A 17,559-nucleotide genomic window follows, 5' to 3' on the forward strand; every position below is an offset into this window, starting at 1 on the left:
TTCGAATGGATAGCTATTCCGCCATCGTGGAGTTCTTTCAGGACGGCGGCGTGTTCATGTATCCGATCGTGCTCGTGTTCGCACTCGGCCTCGCGATTGCGATCGAGCGCTGGGTCTATCTCACGATGGCCACGGCCAGCAACAAGGCGATCTGGAACAAGGTCGCGCCGTACCTGAAGGCGGGCAACATCACGGGCGCGATGCAGGTCACGAGCAAATCGAAGGCCGCGATCGCGCAGATCATGACCTACGGGCTGAACCGCGTGCGCTCGGCTCGCCGCCGCGAGGACGTCGAGCAGGCGATGGAGGAGAGCTTGATGGAGGTCATGCCGCGGCTCGAGAAGCGCACGCACTACCTCGCGACGTTCGCGAACATCGCGACCTTGCTCGGTCTGCTCGGCACGATCATCGGCTTGATCCAAGCGTTCACGGCCGTGTCCAACGCAAATCCGGCCGAGAAGGCGGATCTTCTATCGTCCAGCATCTCGGTCGCGATGAACACCACCGCCTTCGGCCTGATCGTCGCGATCCCTCTCCTGCTCGTCCATGCGCTCCTGCAGACGAAGACGACGGAGATCATCGACAGCCTAGAGATGGCGTCGGTGAAATTCCTGAACTCGGTGATGGAGCGCGCGACCGCCGATCCGAGGACTGCGGGGAACGCGGGCTGAGCCATGCGCCGCCGCCGCTCGCGAAAGGAGCGCCACGAGGCGTCCGAGGACATGAACATCACCGCGTTCATGAACCTGATGGTCGTTCTCGTGCCGTTCCTGCTGATCACGGCGGTGTTCTCGCGTCTCGCGATCCTCGAGCTCAACCTGCCGACGTCGCAGGCGAACGCGAGCGAGCAGCAGGCGCCCGAGTTTCAGCTCGAGGTGATCGTGCGCGAGTCGGCGATCGAGGTCGGCGACCGCACCGCGGGGCTCCTGCGGCGCTTCGAGAGCGGCGCCGACGGTCACGACCTCGACGGGCTGTCCCGGTATCTCGCGGAGGTGAAGCGGCAATTCCCCGCCAAGCTCGACGCCACGCTGCTGCTCGAGCCGGACATCCCGTACGAGCTGATCGTCGACGTGATGGATCGTCTGCGGGTCGCCGGGCCGGGCGACGCGGGCGCGGGCCTGCCGGCCGGGACGGAGCTTTTCCCCGAGATTGCGATCGGCGACGCACCGGCCGCGAGGCCGCGATAAGGGGCGCGGGCGATGCGGTTCATGGGCCGAGCGGCGCGGATGGGGCGCCATCACAAGCGCCACAAGCGAGGCTACTCGCTGAACCTCGTCTCGATGATGGACATTTTCACGATCCTCGTGTTCTTCCTGCTCGTGAATTCGGGAGAGGTCGAGGTGCTGCCGAGCTCGCGCGACGTGCAACTGCCCGAGTCGATCGCCGAAACGCCTGCGCGAGAGACGGTCGTCGTGCTCGTCACCGACGAGGCGGTGCTCGTGCAAGGGGAGCTGGTGGCGCGCGTCGCGGAGGTGATGGCGGACGACGCGCTCGTGATCCCGGCGCTCCGCGCCGCGCTCGAGAACCAGACGGCCCGCGTGCTGCGCCGCGACGCGAACGACGATCCGGCCGAGCGCGAGGTCACGATCATGGGCGACAAGGAGCTGCCGTACCGGCTCCTGAAGAAGATCATGGCCACGTGCACCGAAGCGGACTACGGCCGCCTGTCGCTCGCGGTGCTGCAGAAAGCGCCCGATGAGCGCGTCGCGGCGGCCGGGGACGCTTGAGGCGAAGCCGATGGCGCAGGCCGCGGTGCTCTATCGCGTCTACGATCTGCCGTGGGCGGCTTCGGACGAGCAGGAGGAGCGCTTCCGCAAGATCCTCCGGCGCACGCTCGGGATCGTCGTCGCGCTCGCGCTGCTGCTTTCGTTGCTGCCGGTTCCGGAACCCGACCCCGCCGCGATCGAGGAGATTCCGCCGCGCCTCGCGCGCCTCGTCATCGAGGAGCCGGAGCCGCCACCGCCGCCTCCGGTCGTGCAGGAACCGCCCCAGCAGTTGGAGCCGGCGCCTGAGCCCGAGCCCGTGGCCGAGGAGCCGGTGCCGGAGCCGGAGCCGGCGGAGCCTACGCCCGAGGCCGTCGAGCCGACACCCGCGGAGCCGCCGGTCGACCGCACCGTGCAGGCGCGCGAGCGCGCGCGCGGCGCCGGGCTTCTGCCGTTCGCGTCGCAGCTCGCCGCGCTCCGCGACGAGGAGGTCCTCGACGCGCTCGGCGCGGCCGAGACCGAAACGGTTCGGCCGGGACCGGCCGGGGCCGGGTCGGCCGTTCCCGAGCGATCCCTGATCACGTCCCGCGCCGGGCGCGGCAGCGGCGGCATCGACACCGCCGCGCTCAGCCGCGATACGGGCGGCGGCGGTCTCGCCGGGCGGGCGACCACGGAGGTCGAAAGCCCGGTCGCGGGGCTCGCACCGGCCGGCGGCGGGCCCGTCGCGCGGGGCGATGCGAGCGATCGGCCGTCGCGCAGCCGCGAGGAGATCGAGCGCGTTTTCGATCAAAACAAAGGCGCGATCTACGCTTTGTACAATCGCGCGCTGCGGCAGAATCCCGCGCTGCAAGGCAAGCTCGTGCTGCGCTTGACGATCGCGCCCGACGGGCGCGTCACGTCCTGCGAGGTCGTCTCCTCCGAGCTCAACGATCCCGAGCTCGAACGGCGGCTCGTGCAGCGCGTCATGCTCTTTCAGTTCGAGCCGAAGGACGTCGCACCCGTCACGACGACGAAACCGATCGACTTCTTCCCGGCATAGCGGACGATCGAGGTGAGCGTTGCCGCGGCCGTCCCGCTCGGCCGGGCTGCGGCGCCGTCGTTCCCCGGCACCGTCGGTACCCGCCGGGCGGTTCCTCCGCCATAATGGCCGAATGCCGCGCAGCGAGATCCCGATACTCGAGCTGGAAGATTTCGCTATCGAGCTCGCACACACCGCCGGCGGCATCGCGAAGGCGCATTTCCGCAAGTCGTTCACGATCGAAAACAAGGGACGCGGCGGCTTCGATCCCGTCACGAACGCGGACAAGGCCATCGAGCAGCTGCTGCGCGCAACGATCTCGGAGCGCTACCCGGATCACGGCATCATCGGCGAGGAGGAGGGCAACCGAAGCGGCAGCGCTCCGTATCGCTGGTACGTCGACCCGATAGACGGCACGCGCTCGTTCATGACCGGCTCGCCGTTATGGGGGACTCTCGTCGGGCTCACGTACAACGAAGTGCCGTTGTTCGGCCTGCTCTGCCAGCCCGTGCTCGAGGAGGTGTTCTTCGGCTCGACGAGTGGCAGCTGGCTCATCAAGCCCGAGGGCCGCGATCGGCTGCGCTCGCGGCGCTGCACGAAGCTTGCGAGCGCGGTGCTCGCGTCGACGCATCCCGGCTTGTTCGAAGGCGCGGCCGCGGACGCGTTCGCCGCGCTCGGGCGCGAATGCCTGATGACTCGCTTCGGCGGGGACTGCTACAACTACGCGATGCTCGCCGCGGGGTTCGTCGATCTCGTCGTCGAGGCGCAGCTGAAGCCGTTCGATATCGTGCCGCTGATCCCGATCCTCGAGGGCGCCGGCGCCGTGGTCACGGACTGGCAAGGCAGGAGCCCATTGAACGGCGGCTCGGTCGTTGCCGCCGCCACGCCGCAGCTGCACCGCGCCGCGCTCGAGATCCTGCGGCGGTTCTGAGCCTCCTCGTCGCACGAAAAAAGGTGTCTGACACCTTTTCTCGCGAAAAGGTGTCAGACACCTTTTCCGGTCGGCGGCAGGACTCAGCGCCCGAGCTCGCTGCACGAGGATCCGTACGCGAAGCAGCTATAGCAGCGGTGGTGGCGCATGACGATGCGCTTCCCCATCGCCTCAGCCAGCGTGCCGCCGAGATCGTACGACTCGTCGTCGTCGACGAGCGTGCAGGCGTAGACACGCATCCGCCCGTTCTTCTTCACGACCATCTTCGAGAAGGCGCACATGAAGGCGCGGCGGCTTTCCTCGGTCTGATAGGTGGTCATGCAATGCGCGGTGACGAACGGGACGTCGGGCGTGGAGCACGGCGGCAGGAAATCGGGGAAGCCGACGATCGTCATGTCCTCGGGCAGGCCGTGCGCGCGAATCAGCGCTCGAAACGCGGCCTCGACGCGGGGCGCGTCCTCGCCGCGGTCGATCTGCCGGGCGAGCGAGACCTTGAAGCCGCGGCGGTGCAGCTCGACGAGCGCCTTCCACGACTTGTCGAAGCTGCCCGCCCCGCGACCGGCGTCGTGCCGCTCGCGGTCCGGATAGTCGATGCTGACCCGAAACGCGACCGGGTGCGGCAGGGCGCGCAGCGTCTCGATCTGGTGCAGGCGCTTCAGCAGCGGATCGGTGCCGTTCGTCAGGACGAGGCACGGCCGGCGTGCAGCCGCGTGGGCGAGGATGTTCACGAAATCCTTGACGATGAACGGCTCGCCTCCGGTGAACGAGAACTGCTCGACGCCGAGCGCGACGGCCTCGTCGATCAGCGGGCGGACGTCGTCGAGACGGATCCGATCGAGCCTTCGATCCCCGGGCTTCGATCCTTCCAGGCAGAACGGGCACGACAGATTGCACGCGGTGCCGGTGTGGAACCACAGCTCTCGGAGCGCGTGAGGCTGAATGTAGCCCCGCGGCTCTCCGGTCGGCGTGAAGCGAAGCGGATCGAGGCGCGCGTTCACGGACCGACCCTCGACGAAGGCGTCCGGTCGGCTCCGGGCGTCGGTAGGGCTTCTCGCATGTCCGGCATCTTACGCGTCTCTCCGCTTCGGCTCCCGCGTCTCGTTCAGTGGACCGTATGCGGCGGCCAAACGTTCCGGCGGCGTCCCGAGCGCGTAGCGCAGCGCGAGCCAGCGGTTCTCGAGCGTGCGGCGCGCCCAGCCATCGCGCTCCCAGCGGCGCGTCGACACGCCGACGGACGCCGGCAGCACGCGGAACGTTCCGCGCCGCCGCAGGCGCTTCACGAGCCTCACCTCCTCGAACAGGGGCTGATGCGGGAAGCCGCCGCACGCGTCGTACGCCGCCCGCGTCGCGAAAAGTGCCTGATCGCCGTACGGCGTTCCTCCGGCCTTGACCCGGGCGCCGACGAGCCACGCGATCAGGCGCTTGTACCACGTCGGCTCGCCCTGGAACGCGAACCGGAAGCACCCGCTCTCGAAACCGCGGGCGATCGCGCGCGCGAGCACCGCGAGCGCGTCGGGCGGGACCGCCGCGTCCGCGTGCAGGAACCACAGCACGGGTGCCGTGCTCGCCCGGGCGCCGAGATCGAGCTGAGCGCCGCGATTCGCCGGCGCTTCGACATAACGGCAGCCGCGCTCGCGGCAAAGGCGGGCGAGCGCGGCGTCCGGCGCGCCGGACGCGACGACGATCTCGGCCGGGGGCACGGTCCATCCCGCCATCGCATTCAGCAGCCGTTCGACCGCGTCGCCGTCGCCGAGCACCGGAATCACGACCGCGACGCTGAGATCTTTCGGCACCGCGGCCGAATCCGCGCGCCCGCTGCCCGCCGCCGCCTCGCCGGCGCGAACCGCGTCCATGTCACGCCCGCCACCGCAGCCATGCGCGCATCAGGCGTCGCACCGGCGGCGTCAGCCGCGTGCGGCCGTACGCGTCCGCGAGCTTGCGCAGGTACTCGGCGCGCGTCGGATAGGGGAGGACCGCCTTGCCGAGGCCGCCGAGGCCGAGGCCGACGGTCATCGCGATCGAGAGCGGCGCGATCTGCTCGCCGGCGTCGCGGCCGACGATCGTCGCGCCGAGTATTCGGTCGCTGCCCGCCGCGGTCAGGACCTCGGCGAACCCGTCCTCGTCGTTCTGCATCCGGCCGCGATCGACCTCTCCGAACTCGACCCGATAGACGTCGAATGCAATGCCGTCGCGCTCGAGCTCGTGCTGCAGCCGTCCGATCTGTGCGACCTCCGGGTCGGTATAGGTGCAACGCGGGATCACGAGCCCGTCCGTGGTCGCCGACGGCGCGAACAGCGCGTTCTGCACGACGATGCGCGCGTGCGCGTCTGCGGCGTGCGTGAGCTGCGTGCTCGGCGAGCAGACGTCGCCGGCCGCGTAGATGCGCGAGTTCGTCGTGCGGAGGTAGCGGTCGACGACGATGCTGCCGGCAGCGTCCATCTCCACGCCGACGGCCGCGAGATTGAGCTCGTCCGTCGTCGCGCGGCGGCCTGCCGCGACGAGCAGCTCGTCCACGACGATCTCTTCCGGCCGGCCGCCCTCGCGCGCGAGCCGCACCGAGATCGTCGCTCCGCGCCGCGCGACCTCGCGCACCTCGACGCCGAGCCGCAGCGCGACGCCCGCGTTCTCGAGCGCGCGTGCGACGGCCGCACTCGCGTCCGGGGCCTCCTTCGGCAGCACGCGGGGCTCGCGCTCGATCAGCACGACCTCGACGTCCATGTTCGCGAAGGCCTGACCGATCTCGCAGCCGATCGGCCCGCCGCCGATGATCCCGAGGCGCCGCGGACGGCGCTTCAGGTCGAACAGCGTCTCGTTGGTGAGCGGCCGGCTCTCCGCGAGCCCCGGGATCGGCGGCAGCACCGGATGGGATCCGGTGGCGATGACGGTGCGGCGCGTCGCGAGGCGTGCCGTGCCGACCTGCACCGCGTCCTGATCGAGGAACTTCGCGGCGCCGAGGAACACGTGCACGCCGGCCTCGGTGTAGCGGCGCACGGAGTCGTGGGCGGCGATCGATGCCCGCACCTGGCGCAGCCACTGGAACGCGTCGTCGAAGTCGTCGGCGTCGACGCCGCCGCGGGTGAACTCGAGCAGCGCCTTGGACGGCACGCACCCGGCGTTCAGGCAGTCGCCTCCGAGCGCGTGCCGCTCGACGAGCGCGACGTTCGCGCCGAGGCCGGCTGCGGCGATCGCGGTCACGAGCCCGGCCGGTCCGGCGCCGATGACGACGAGGTGGTAACGTTCGCGGGGCTCGGGCGCGCGGTATTCGGCCGGAATCACGAGACGGCGCCATTCGGCGTCGTGCTCGCTGCCGGGGTAGAGCGCGGCATCGGTTCGGCCGACGAGATCAGGCATCGCCCGCCTCCCGCTCGAGGTGCGCGGCGAGCGTCCGGTTCGCCTTGCGTGTGACGAGAACGGTCAGCACGATGGTGGCGACGAATCCCGCGACGAGCAGCGCCGTGCCGGCGGGGCCGCCTTCGATGCGGCCGGTCGTGATCTGGGTCAGATCCTTCGCGAGCGTGCCGATGTAGACGTAGACGACGGTGGCCGGGAGCATGCCCGCCCACGACGCGAGCACGTAGTCGCGGAAGCGCACAGCCGTGAGGCCGAGCCCGTAGTTCAGCAGATTGAACGGGAAGAGCGGCGACAGTCTCGCGAGAAGCACGATCACGAAGCCCTCGTGGCGCGTGGCCGAGTCGAGCGCCCGGAAGCGGGGCATCCCGGCGATGCGGCGGGCGACCCAATCGCGCGCCAGGAACCGTCCGACGAGAAACGCGGCCGCCGCGCCGAGCACGCTTCCCGCGGAGACGAGCGCGACGCCGACCGGCAGGCCGAACAGAAAGCCGGCCGCGAGCGTCAGGATCGACCCGGGCACGACGAGCACGGCGGCCGCGACATACGCGGCGATGAACGCGATCCACGCGACGCGGGGATGGCTGTCGATCCATGCCGCGCCGAGCACCGCCCATTCGCCGAGCGGAAAGAGGAGCGCCGCGGCGATCAGCGCGCACAGCAGCACGACGAGAACGAGCGGCTTCAGGCGTGTCGTCATCTTCCGTCCCGCGTGGCGGCGAGCGACGCGAGCCATGCGGCGAGCGCCTCGCGTGCCGGACGCCGATCGGTCCCGAGCCTCGCGCCGAGCCCGATGAGGTCGGTGAAAGTATCAATATCGGCCCGCGGGTCCAACGCCGCAACGCCGAACCCTGCGGCCTCGCACGCGGCGCGAAGCTGCGCGCCGAGCCGAGGCGTGCTCCATTCGAGATTCCGGAGCGGGGGCCATGGGCGACGCGCGCCCATCAGAACCACGCCGCCGTCGTCGGCTGGACCGAGCACCGCATCCCGCTCGCCGAGAAGCGCCGCGGCGCGACGCAGGTAGGCGCAGTCGATCTCGGGGCAATCGATCCCGATGAAAATCTGCCGGGTAAGTCCGCGCGCGTGCAGCGTCCGGTTCAACCGATTTATCCGCACCCCTAGATTGCCCCGTGATTGGAGCACTACCGTGTGCTCGGCGGCGCTCCTTTCGGCGAGCCAGTCGAGATCGGCCGCGGCGGCCGGTGCCACGCAGGTCGGCCCCGGCCACGACGCGAGATCCTCGAGCGCGCAAGCCGCGAGCTTCGCGGCCGCCTCCGCGGCCGCCGAACGGCCGATCTCGGCCGCGAGGCGGCGCTTCGACCGCGCGGGCGCCTTCAGCATCAGCACGAGGCAGGTCTCACGCGCGGCGCGGTCGGACATCGCTCGGTCCGGCGCATTGGCGCGCCCCGGCCGCTCGGACCCGGCGGCAACGCGTTCGGTGCGTGCAACCGGGCCGGACGCGGGAACGGCGTGCGCCGCCGCGGTCAGATGCGCTGCCCGCCGTCGACCTCGACCACACGCCCGTTCACATAGTCGTTCTCGAGCAGATATACGGCGGTGTGCGCAATCTCCTCGGGGCGCCCAAGCCGGCCCACGGGAATGCCGGCGGTCAGTTTCGCGAGAATCTCGGGGCGCATGGCGGCCACCATCTCGGTCTCGATGAAGCCGGGCGCGATCGCGTTCACGCGAACGCCGTGACGCGCGAGCTCCTTCGCCCACACGACCGTCAGCGCGGCGACGCCCGCCTTCGCGGCCGAGTAGTTGCTTTGGCCGAAATTTCCTGCGCGCGAAAGGCTCGAGATGTTGAGGATGCATCCGCCGCGGCCGAGCCGCGCCATGTGGGCCGCGGCTTCCCGCCCGCACAGGAACACGCCGGTGAGGTTCACGTCGATGACGGCCTGCCAGTCGGCGAGCGCGAGCTTCTCGATCGGCTTGCCTTCCTTCGCCTTCACGAGCAGACCGTCGCGCAGGATGCCGGCGTTCGCGATCGACGCGTCGAGGCGCTCGAAATCCTCGACCACGCGCTCGTAGACGCGGACGACGTCGCTCTCGTCGGCGACATTCGCGGCGTAGGCGCGGGCGGCGACGCCCGCTTCCGCGCAGGCGGCGCGCGTCGGCTCGACCGTGGCCGCGTCGAGGTCGACGAGCGCGAGATCGGCACCTCGCGCCGCGAGCGCCTTGGCCATCGCGGCGCCGAGCCCGCGCGCCGCGCCGGTGATCAGAACGGTCTTGCCTTGGAGGTCCATGCGATACCGAGACGACGTCCTACCGGCGGATAGCTTATCAGCCCTTCCGGCCCTCCGCCGCCGAACGGGGTCGGTCCGTCACGGTTGGGGGCCGCGGCGCCAAATAGTGATATGCTCGCCGCCCCGCACTGCGAGTCGCTTCCGTTGACCCGATATCACGACCCCGCCCCGATGAGCTGGTCCAGGCATTTCGACCGGATTGCGATCGCGCTGTCGACGATCTGCATCGTCCACTGCCTCGCCGTGCCGCTGATCGTCGCCGTGCTGCCGATCGCCGCGTTCGGTTTCGGCGGCGGCCATTTCCACGCGCTGATGCTGTGGGTCGTCGTCCCGACGAGCGCGCTCGGCTTCGTGCTCGGCTGGCGCGTCCACCGCCGGCGCCGCATCGTCGCGCTCGGCGCCGCGGCCGTCATCGCGCTCGCCGCGGTCTCGATCTACGCGCACGGCGTTTGGCCGCTGCTGGCCGAGGCCGGCGCGAGCGTCGCGGCGAGCCTCGCGCTCGCCTCCGCGCATTGGATGAACTTCCGCGAGGTCAAGCGCTTGCATCGGCACGGGGAATAACCGGCCGGCCGCCGAACGACCGGGCGGGCCCCGCCGCAACGACGACCCCTTCCTCGAGCGCGAGCGCGTGCGTGTACCGCGCGCCGTCGATCGCGAGGTGCGAGGCGCAAACGAGCTGCGTGCCTTCGGCCGCGCATTCGTCCAGCCGCTCGGCGAGCAGGGCCGCCGTGGTCCGGTCGAGGCCTTCCCAGGGCTCGTCGAGCAGCAGCACCCGAGGGCGATGCACGAGGGCGCGCGCGAGCAGCACGCGCCGGAACTGCCCGTACGAGAGCTCGGTCAACAGCCGATCCGCGAGCGCCGTGAGATCGAACCGCCCGAGAAGGACTTCGACCCGCTCGCGCTCGTCCGGCCGAAGGCGCCTGACGAGGCCCAGGCTCGAGTCGAATCCCGAGCCGACGGCATCGCGCACGGTCGCACGGTAGCGATAGCCGGCCTGAAGCTCGGGCGAGACCCACGCGACGCGGCGGCGGAGCGTCCAGACGCTCGCGGGGTCGCCGAGACCGGGCCAGCGGATCGTTCCGCCGCGCGCGGGCCGATGCTGGCCGTGCAGTAGGCGCAGAAAGCTGCTCTTGCCGGCGCCGTTCGGTCCCTTCACGAGCCAGTGCTCGCCGTCGCGGAGCTGCCAGTCGATACCGTGCAGGACGCGGCGCGCGCCGAGCCAGACGTCGGCGCCGCGCACGTCGATCAGCGGCGGAGCGCCCGGGCTCGGCGCGCGTGCCGCGCCCGCGGGCCCGGCCGTCGCGCCCCCCGATCCGTGCGCGGTGCGCCCGGCGGCCGCATCGACTCGCGCCGGCCGTGGAGCGGGACCGCCCGCGGCCCGCGCGGCTGCGGCGGGCGCCGGCCGCTCGCGGGGACCCGACGCGGCGATGCGCCCGTGCTCGAGCACCAGGACGTGCGTCACGACGTCCGGCAGATCCTCCGCCGCATGCGCCGCGATCACGAGCTGCACGTGCTCGGCGACGCGCGCGAGCATCGCGTCGAGCGCCGCGCGTGCGCTCGCGTCGAGACCGCTCGCCGGCTCGTCGAGAAGCAGCACGCGGGGCCGGAACGCGAGGCTTCGCGCGATCAAGACGCGGCGCTGCTCGCCACGCGACAGCTCGAGAAACGGCCGGTCCGCGAGGTGCGACAGCGCGAGCTCGTCGAGGAGCGCGCGGACGCGCGCGGTCTGCGCGGGCGTCGGCTCCATTCGCGGCACGTCCGTCCGGAAGACGCCGGACAGCACGACGTCCTCGGCGGGAAAGTTCCACTCGAGCCGCGTATACCGGTCCTGGAGCTCGTGTCCGACGAGGGTGATCTCGCGCCGCGCGTCGATTGCGTCGCGCGCAGGCCCCCGGCCGAAATCGTAGGTGCGCGTGCCGCGCCCCGGGGCCGGCCATCGAAGACCGGCGATCAGCGCGAGGAAGGTGCTCTTGCCGCTGCCGTTCGCGCCGACGACGCCCCAATGCCGGCCGGGCTCGAGCCGAAAGTCGACCGAGCGCAGGATCGGCGTGCCGTCGATGTCGACGTCGACGCCGTCGAGGTCGACGAGCGGAGCAGGGCTGCGGTTCATTGCGAATATCGGGCGCGGCGCTCGGCGCGTACCTTAGCATCAAAAGCGGTGCCGCGAATCCGTTCGTGCGTGGCGGCGAGAATCGACCATAATAGCGGCCGATGCCGCTGCGCCGAATCGAGGATCTGGACGAACGTTACGACCCCGAAGCCGGCGTCGCGCTGATCACGGGTTTGCAGGCGATCGTCCGGCTGCTGCTCGGCCAGCGTTACCGCGACCGGCGCGAGAATCTCGACACGGCGGGCTTCGTCTCCGGCTATCGCGGCTCGCCGCTCGGCGGGCTCGACCGGGAGCTCTGGCGGGCGAAGCGCTTTCTCGACGCGGCGCAGATTCGCTTCCAGCCGGGCCTGAACGAGGATCTCGCCGCGACGTCGATCTGGGGCTCGCAACAGGCGAATCTGTTTCCCGGAGCCCGCCACCAGGGCGTGTTCGGGCTCTGGTACGGCAAGGGCCCGGGCGTCGATCGGTCCGGCGACGCGCTGAAGCACGGCAACGCCGCCGGCAGCTCGGCTCACGGCGGCGTGCTCGTCGTCGCGGGCGACGATCACACCTGCAAATCGTCGTCGTTGCCGCATCAAAGCGAGCTCGCGTTCGTCGACGCGATGATTCCCGTGCTGAGCCCCGCCGACGTCGAGGAGATCGTCGAGCTCGGGCTGCTCGGCTACGCGTTGTCCCGGTTCAGCGGATGCTGGGTCGGCTTGAAGCTCACGCAGGAGACCGCCGACGCGACCGAGGTCGTGCGGCTCGACCCGCCGCTCTCGATCGTCCGTCCGGACTTCGAGATCCCGCCGGGCGGGCTGAATATTCGCTGGCCCGATCCCCCGACCGAGCAAGAGCGCAGGCTCGAGCGGTACAAGCTGCCCGCGGCGCGCGCATTCGCGCGGGCCAATCGTCTCGACCGGATCATCCTCGACGCGCCGCACGCGCGTCTCGGGATCGTCACTGCCGGCAAGGCGCATCTCGACACGCTTCAGGCGCTCGAGGATCTCGGCATCGACCGCGCCCGCGCCGCGGATCTCGGCATCCGCCTGCTGAAGATCGGCATGACGTGGCCGCTCGAGCCGGAGGCCGTCCTCGAGTTCGCCGACGGGCTCGAGCAGATTCTGGTCGTCGAAGAGAAGCGCGCGCTCGTCGAGACCCAGATCAAGGAGCACCTTTATCATCGGCCCGCGGCATCGCGGCCGCTCGTGATCGGCAAGCACGACGAGCGGGGCGCTCCGCTGCTGCCGTCCTCCGGCGATCTCCGGCCCGCGCTGATCGCCCGGGTGCTGGTCGAGCGGCTGCGCCGCTTCGGGCCGGTGCCCCTGCTCGAGGAGCACATCCGTGCGCACGACGAGCACGTGCGCTCGGCGGAGGCGCTCGCGTCCGAGGCGCGGCTGCCGCATTTCTGCTCCGGCTGCCCGCACAACACGTCCACCGTCGTGCCGGACGGCAGCCGCGCGATCGGCGGCATCGGCTGCCATTACATGGCGGCGTGGATGGATCGCAGCACCGCGACGTTCACGCAGATGGGAGGCGAAGGCGCGACGTGGATCGGGCAGGCGCCTTTCACCGACACGCGGCACGTGTTTCAGAATCTGGGCGACGGGACGTACGCCCACTCCGGCAGCCTCGCGATCCGCGCGGCGGTCGCGGCGGGAGTCAACATCACTTACAAGATCCTGTTCAACGATGCGGTCGCGATGACCGGCGGCCAGCCGATCGAGGGCCGGCCGACGGTCGCGAGCATCGCCGCGCAGCTCGCGGCCGAAGGCGTCGATCCGATCGTCGTCGTCACCGACGATCCGGCGAAGCACGCGGGCCGCGCCGACCTTCCGGCCGGCGTCCGCGTCCAGCCTCGGAGCCGGCTCGACCGCGTGCAGCTCGAGCTGCGCGAGTGCCGCGGCGTGTCCGCGCTGATCTACGATCAGCCCTGCGCGGCCGAGCTGCACCGCAAGCGCAAGCGCGCGCAGGTCCCGACGCCGACGCGGCGCGTCGCGATCAACGAGCTCGTGTGCGAAGGCTGCGGGGACTGCAATACGTTGTCGAACTGCCTGTCGGTCGTTCCGCTCGACACGGAGTTCGGCCGTAAGCGCCGCATCAATCAGTCGTCGTGCAACCAGGATTTCAGCTGCCTCCGGGGCTTCTGCCCGAGCTTCGTGATCCTCGACGGCGCGCACCGGAATCCGCCGGTGCCGCTCGCGGCGGAAGCCGTGCCGAGCCTGCCCGAGCCGGCCGCGGCCGAGATCGCCGACAGCTACAACATCCTGCTCGCGGGCGTCGGCGGCATGGGCATCGTCACCGCGAGCGGGCTGATCGGCCTTGCCGCACATCTCGAAGGCAAGGCCGTCCGGCAGCTCGATCAGACCGGTCTCGCGCAGCGCTTCGGCGCGGTGCTGTCGCACGTGCGGATCGCGGGCTCGCGCGAGCGTCTGCACACGCCGCGTATTCCGCGCGGCCGGGTGGATCTGCTGCTCGGCGCGGATCTCGTCGTCTCCGGGGGCGAGGAGGCGTTGGCGTCGCTCTCGACCGAACGCTCCGCCGTGATCGTCAATACGCACCACGAGATGCCCCCGGAATTCGTCCGCGATCCGGACTTCCGGGTGGACGATCAACGCCTGCTCCACGCGCTCGGGCAGCGCTGCCGGCCGGGCGATCTCGCGACGCTCGACGCCACGCGTCTCGCCGTAGCGCTCCTCGGCGACAGCGTCGCCGCGAACGTGTTCCTCCTCGGCTTCGCGTTCCAGCGCGGCAAGCTTCCGGTGAGCGGCGCCGCCCTCTACCGCGCGCTCGAGCTCTTCGGCGTGAACGTCGCGCAGAACAAGCTCGCGTTCGATTGGGGCCGGTTCACGGCGCACGACCCCGCGGCCGTCGAGACGCTCGCGGCCGGCGGCCGGCGGAAGCCCGTGCCGGCCAGCCGCTCTTTGCACGAAGCGATCGAGCGGCGCGAGGCCTTTCTCGAGCAGTACCAGGACCGCGCGTACGCCGCGCGCTACCGCGACCGGATCGAGCGCATTCGGCGCAGCGAGCAGCGGGTGCGACCCGGCGGCTCGGCGCTGACGGCCGCCGTGGCGCGCAACTATTTCAAGCTGCTCGCTTACAAGGACGAGTACGAGGTCGCCCGCCTCCATACGGAAACCGGTTTCCTCGAGAGCCTCAGGCAGCACTTCGGCGGCGACTTCAAGCTGCGCTTTCAGCTGTCGCCGCCGCTGATTGCGCGGATCGATCCCGATTCCGGGCGCCCGCGGAAGTACGAGGTCGGCGAGTGGGTGCTCGGGCCGATGAGGCTGCTCGCTCGGCTGAGGAGGGTGCGCGGCACGAAGCTCGACGTGTTCGGCTACTCGAAGGAGCGGCGGATGGAGCGCCGGCTGATCGCGGACTACGAGCGCTTTCTCGACCGGGTCGAGGCCGAGCTCGACGACGAACGATTCGACCTCGCCGTTGCGCTCGCGAAGCTTCCCGACGGCGTGCGCGGCTTCGGGCCGGTGAAGGAGCGCGCGGTGGAGCGCTACGAACGGGAGCGCCGCGAGCTGCTCGAGCGCTGGTCGACCGCACCCGGCGCCGACGAAGGGATCGGATCCGTGTTTCCGATGTCGGCGTGAGCGGGGGCCGGAAGCGGGGAAGCGAGAAGCCTGGGGATGGCAGGCCCTTTTTCGGCGATCAGCGTCTCCCCCGCGATTCTTCCGCGGCCGTGGCGCAGCGGATGCAGCGGTCGGCGAACGGGTGCACCTTGAGCCTCGCCATCGGAATGTCCTGCCCGCAATCCACGCAGATGCCGTACGTATCGTTCTTGATCTGATCGAGCGCCTTCGCGATCTTGTTCAGCTCGATGCGCGTCTCGTTGCCGAGCGCGTCCACGACCTCCGCATTCTCGAGCTCCTGCGCCTGCTCCTGCGAATCCGCGCTGCGAGCGCTGCGCAAATTCTGCTTCAAATTCTCGAGGCGCACGGACAGTTCCCTTTGCTTGGCTAACAGAATTTCGCGAATGTCGGCGTAAGGATCCATCGTCAGCGCTCTCCCCTCGGGTGTCTACGCCGCCGCGCTCTCGCCTGACTGGCCGGACCGAGAGCACTTCAATGCGGGGCGGCGGCGTTCCTCGGCTGCTTGCGGTTTTCGGTCAGACCCGTCTAGGATGCGGCGGCATCCGCAGCCGTCGGTACCATGCTTTCACTCAAGCATAGCTCGTCCAGCCGCGATCCCCAACCGTCCCCGGGCGATGCCCCGAAGCCGGCGCGCGCCGCTCGAAAGCTTCCCGCAAGGGGCGTATTCGTCGCCAAAAGCCCGAGCGGCGACGGGGGGGAGCGGCTCACGTGAGGGACCTTTCCGCCCTGGTCGTCACCGACCGGGGCGATCGGCCGGAGACGGCCCTCTTCATCGCGCTCCACCGCGCCGGCGTGCGGGTCAAGGTGCTCGGCTGGAGCGATTCCCCGTATGCGGAGTGGCTCGAGCGGGAGGGCGTCCCGTTCGTCCCGCTCATGCTGCTCGGCAAGCGCGACCGCTCCGGCATCGAAGCGATTCGCTGGCACCTCGACGACTTCCGGCCGAGCATCCTGCATTTGATGAGAAAGCGCCCGATCTTCAACGGGCTCGCTGCGGCGAAAGGGCGGCCGGTGAAGATCGTGCTGTACCGCGGCATCGTCGGCAACGTCAGCATGCTCAATCCGCTCGATTGGATGAGCTTCCTCAATCCGCGCGTCGACCGCATCGTCTGCGTCGCGGAAGCCGTGCGTCGCAGCTTTCTCGAGCTCGGCGTGCCGCCGTTCAAGCTGCCGCCGGAGAAGGTCGTCACGATTCACAAGGGGCACGACCTCTCGTGGTATCGAGACGCGCCGCTCGACCTCGCGGTGCTCGGCGTGCCGCGCGGTGCGTTCGTCGTGACCTGCGTCGCGAACGTGCGGCCGCGGAAGGGGATTCCGGTGCTGATACGGGCCTGCGACCACTTGCCGGCCGGGCTGCCGATTCACGTGCTGCTCGTCGGCGTCGGCACGGCGTCGGCAGAGATCACGCGCCTGATTCGCCGGTCGCCGTACCGGGACCGCTTCCATGTGCTCGGCTTCCGCGAGGATGCACCGCAGATCATGGCTGCGAGCGATGTGACCGTGCTTCCGAGCCTGCGCCGCGAGGGGTTGCCGAGATCGGTCATCGAATCGATGGCGTACGAGACGACGCCGATCGTGACGGATGCCGGTGGAAGCCCCGAGCTCGTGGAGCACGAGCGCTCCGGGCTCATCGTCCCGGCCGGGGACGCGCGGGCGCTCGCCGCCGCGATCCTGAGGCTCTACGTGGACCGCGACGCATGCCGCGACCTCGGCCGCAACGCCCGCCGTCGCATCGCGACCGCTTTCACGGTCGAGCGTACGGCGGCGCAAACGCTCGCGCTCTATCGCGAGCTCGTCAGCTCGAGCGATCCTTCAGGCGCTTGAAGGACGCGAGATGGCGGATCGCGGCGCGCTCGTCGCCGCGTTGCTCATAGAGGCGGGCGAGGTTGAAGTGCGCTTCCGGAACCGGCGGCTCGCACTCGAGCGCGCGCCGATACATCGCCATCGCCTCGTCGACCTCTCCGCGATCCTCGAGCACGACGCCGAGATTGAAGTGAGCGACGCCGTGGCCGGGGCAGATTCCAATGGCCTGCCGGTAGAGCGACTCCGCTTCCTGGAGCGCCTGGGCGGCATGGCGCATCCGCCCGAGGTTGATCCGCGAGTCGACGTGCATCTTGTCGACGCGAAAGGCGTTGCGATAGGCGGCCTCGGCGTCGAGCGTGGCGCCGACGCTCTCGAGCGCGATTCCGAGCTCGAACCAGTCGTCCGCGGACTTGGCGAGGCGCGACGCGATGGCCGCCGATCGCCGCTCCGCGAGCGACACGCGATCGGCCCGGGTGTCGGCGGAGAAGTCGAACAGCGTCTGGCCGGACTCGGGATTCCACGTGGTGTTGCCGGCCGAGACGAGCACGTCGCGGCCCTCGATGCGCATTCGGATCGACGACAGCGGCCGTCCGCGAAGCTGCCGCCCGAGCGTGCGCATCGCGCGCCACACGCGCCGCCGGCTGCCGTTCTTCAGCAGGCCTTGCGCCGTGCGCAGCAGCACGATGTCCTGGAACGAGAACCGGAGGCGCCCGCGAGCGTCGCGATCGGGGTTCACGAACACCGTGCGGGCGAGCGCGCGAATCCTCTCCGGAGCCATGCCGAGCAGCTCTGCCACTTCGCGCGTCGAGTAGGCCCTCATCG

General features: G+C 70.4%; 17 protein-coding genes. 8 read left to right on the top strand and 9 right to left on the bottom strand.

Annotated elements, in window-relative coordinates; translation table 11 throughout:
- Positions 1–5: 5 nt before the first annotated feature.
- From VF329_13875 to hisN, 5 genes are all read left to right on the top strand, one after another.
- Complete coding sequence (locus tag VF329_13875) at positions 6–671, top strand: MotA/TolQ/ExbB proton channel family protein (GenBank protein ID HEX7082092.1); 666 nt, start codon at positions 6–8, stop codon at positions 669–671.
- A 3-nt stretch (positions 672–674) separates the two neighbouring features.
- Entirely contained in the window at positions 675–1,187 is a 513-nt protein-coding gene (locus VF329_13880) for a biopolymer transporter ExbD (GenBank protein HEX7082093.1), read from the top strand.
- A 21-nt stretch (positions 1,188–1,208) separates the two neighbouring features.
- On the top strand, positions 1,209–1,727 hold the full coding sequence (locus VF329_13885) for a biopolymer transporter ExbD (protein ID HEX7082094.1): 519 nt from the start codon (positions 1,209–1,211) through the stop codon (positions 1,725–1,727).
- Positions 1,728–1,737: 10 nt separating this feature from the next.
- Positions 1,738–2,742 (top strand): AgmX/PglI C-terminal domain-containing protein, encoded by a 1,005-nt coding sequence (locus tag VF329_13890; GenBank protein ID HEX7082095.1) that lies wholly within the window; start codon positions 1,738–1,740, stop codon positions 2,740–2,742.
- A gap of 112 nt (positions 2,743–2,854) precedes the next feature.
- Positions 2,855–3,652, top strand: a complete 798-nt coding sequence (gene hisN, locus VF329_13895; GenBank protein ID HEX7082096.1) for a histidinol-phosphatase — start codon at positions 2,855–2,857, stop codon at positions 3,650–3,652.
- Between the two features lie 83 nt (positions 3,653–3,735).
- Here hisN and VF329_13900 read toward each other — a convergent pair whose 3' ends face one another.
- From VF329_13900 to VF329_13925, 6 genes are all read right to left on the bottom strand, one after another.
- A complete protein-coding gene (locus tag VF329_13900; GenBank protein ID HEX7082097.1) occupies positions 3,736–4,650 on the bottom strand; it encodes a radical SAM protein in 915 nt (304 codons plus the stop codon).
- A 69-nt stretch (positions 4,651–4,719) separates the two neighbouring features.
- Positions 4,720–5,505 carry a TIGR04283 family arsenosugar biosynthesis glycosyltransferase gene (locus VF329_13905; protein HEX7082098.1) on the bottom strand — a complete coding sequence of 262 codons (786 nt, stop codon included), beginning with the start codon at positions 5,503–5,505 and terminating at the stop codon, positions 4,720–4,722.
- A gap of 1 nt (position 5,506) precedes the next feature.
- Positions 5,507–7,003 (bottom strand): FAD-dependent oxidoreductase, encoded by a 1,497-nt coding sequence (locus VF329_13910; GenBank protein HEX7082099.1) that lies wholly within the window; start codon positions 7,001–7,003, stop codon positions 5,507–5,509.
- Positions 6,996–7,700: a TVP38/TMEM64 family protein gene (locus VF329_13915; protein HEX7082100.1), complete on the bottom strand. Its 705-nt coding sequence runs from the start codon at positions 7,698–7,700 to the stop codon at positions 6,996–6,998. The genes VF329_13910 and VF329_13915 overlap by 8 nt, the downstream gene beginning before the upstream one ends.
- Positions 7,697–8,380 carry a DUF2064 domain-containing protein gene (locus VF329_13920; GenBank protein HEX7082101.1) on the bottom strand — a complete coding sequence of 228 codons (684 nt, stop codon included), beginning with the start codon at positions 8,378–8,380 and terminating at the stop codon, positions 7,697–7,699. Before VF329_13920 ends, VF329_13915 begins: the two co-directional genes overlap by 4 nt.
- A gap of 104 nt (positions 8,381–8,484) precedes the next feature.
- The gene (locus tag VF329_13925; GenBank protein HEX7082102.1) at positions 8,485–9,246 is read right to left on the bottom strand and encodes an SDR family oxidoreductase; all 762 of its coding nucleotides are present in this window, start codon (positions 9,244–9,246) and stop codon (positions 8,485–8,487) included.
- Between the two features lie 144 nt (positions 9,247–9,390).
- Here VF329_13925 and VF329_13930 point away from each other — a divergent pair, with 144 nt between their 5' ends.
- Entirely contained in the window at positions 9,391–9,807 is a 417-nt protein-coding gene (locus VF329_13930; protein HEX7082103.1) for a MerC domain-containing protein, read from the top strand.
- Here VF329_13930 and VF329_13935 read toward each other — a convergent pair.
- On the bottom strand, positions 9,779–11,356 hold the full coding sequence (locus tag VF329_13935) for an ATP-binding cassette domain-containing protein (protein ID HEX7082104.1): 1,578 nt from the start codon (positions 11,354–11,356) through the stop codon (positions 9,779–9,781). The genes VF329_13930 and VF329_13935 overlap by 29 nt on opposite strands.
- Positions 11,357–11,457: 101 nt before the next feature.
- Between VF329_13935 and VF329_13940 the strand changes: the two genes are divergently transcribed.
- Entirely contained in the window at positions 11,458–14,937 is a 3,480-nt protein-coding gene (locus tag VF329_13940) for an indolepyruvate ferredoxin oxidoreductase family protein (GenBank protein HEX7082105.1), read from the top strand.
- 58 nt (positions 14,938–14,995) lie between these two features.
- Here the strand turns inward: VF329_13940 and VF329_13945 are convergent, their stop codons facing one another.
- Positions 14,996–15,340, bottom strand: coding sequence for a TraR/DksA C4-type zinc finger protein (locus VF329_13945; GenBank protein ID HEX7082106.1), 345 nt, complete (start codon positions 15,338–15,340; stop codon positions 14,996–14,998).
- A gap of 305 nt (positions 15,341–15,645) precedes the next feature.
- Here VF329_13945 and VF329_13950 point away from each other — a divergent pair, with 305 nt between their 5' ends.
- On the top strand, positions 15,646–16,758 hold the full coding sequence (locus VF329_13950) for a glycosyltransferase family 4 protein (GenBank protein ID HEX7082107.1): 1,113 nt from the start codon (positions 15,646–15,648) through the stop codon (positions 16,756–16,758).
- Here VF329_13950 and VF329_13955 read toward each other — a convergent pair.
- A complete protein-coding gene (locus VF329_13955; protein ID HEX7082108.1) occupies positions 16,730–17,557 on the bottom strand; it encodes a tetratricopeptide repeat protein in 828 nt (275 codons plus the stop codon). The genes VF329_13950 and VF329_13955 overlap by 29 nt on opposite strands.
- Between the last annotated feature and the right edge of the window lie 2 nt (positions 17,558–17,559).

It is taken from the genome of Gammaproteobacteria bacterium, assembly GCA_036381015.1.
In the GTDB taxonomy this organism is placed as follows: Bacteria; Pseudomonadota; Gammaproteobacteria; order Steroidobacterales; family Rariloculaceae; genus ZC4RG20.

Excerpts from the sequence above, each read along its gene's own strand:
- VF329_13935 (HEX7082104.1), bottom strand. The coding sequence starts at position 11,356 with ATGAACCGCAGCCCTGCTCCGCTCGTCGACCTCGACGGCGTCGACGTC.
- VF329_13920 (HEX7082101.1), bottom strand. The coding sequence starts at position 8,380 with ATGTCCGACCGCGCCGCGCGTGAGACCTGCCTCGTGCTGATGCTGAAG.
- VF329_13890 (HEX7082095.1), top strand. The coding sequence starts at position 1,738 with ATGGCGCAGGCCGCGGTGCTCTATCGCGTCTACGATCTGCCGTGGGCG.
- VF329_13940 (HEX7082105.1), top strand. The coding sequence starts at position 11,458 with ATGCCGCTGCGCCGAATCGAGGATCTGGACGAACGTTACGACCCCGAA.
- VF329_13875 (HEX7082092.1), top strand. The coding sequence starts at position 6 with ATGGATAGCTATTCCGCCATCGTGGAGTTCTTTCAGGACGGCGGCGTG.
- VF329_13905 (HEX7082098.1), bottom strand. The coding sequence starts at position 5,505 with ATGGACGCGGTTCGCGCCGGCGAGGCGGCGGCGGGCAGCGGGCGCGCG.
- VF329_13910 (HEX7082099.1), bottom strand. The coding sequence starts at position 7,003 with ATGCCTGATCTCGTCGGCCGAACCGATGCCGCGCTCTACCCCGGCAGC.
- hisN (HEX7082096.1), top strand. The coding sequence starts at position 2,855 with ATGCCGCGCAGCGAGATCCCGATACTCGAGCTGGAAGATTTCGCTATC.
- VF329_13915 (HEX7082100.1), bottom strand. The coding sequence starts at position 7,700 with ATGACGACACGCCTGAAGCCGCTCGTTCTCGTCGTGCTGCTGTGCGCG.
- VF329_13885 (HEX7082094.1), top strand. The coding sequence starts at position 1,209 with ATGGGCCGAGCGGCGCGGATGGGGCGCCATCACAAGCGCCACAAGCGA.
- VF329_13925 (HEX7082102.1), bottom strand. The coding sequence starts at position 9,246 with ATGGACCTCCAAGGCAAGACCGTTCTGATCACCGGCGCGGCGCGCGGG.
- VF329_13945 (HEX7082106.1), bottom strand. The coding sequence starts at position 15,340 with ATGGATCCTTACGCCGACATTCGCGAAATTCTGTTAGCCAAGCAAAGG.
- VF329_13955 (HEX7082108.1), bottom strand. The coding sequence starts at position 17,557 with ATGAGGGCCTACTCGACGCGCGAAGTGGCAGAGCTGCTCGGCATGGCT.
- VF329_13880 (HEX7082093.1), top strand. The coding sequence starts at position 675 with ATGCGCCGCCGCCGCTCGCGAAAGGAGCGCCACGAGGCGTCCGAGGAC.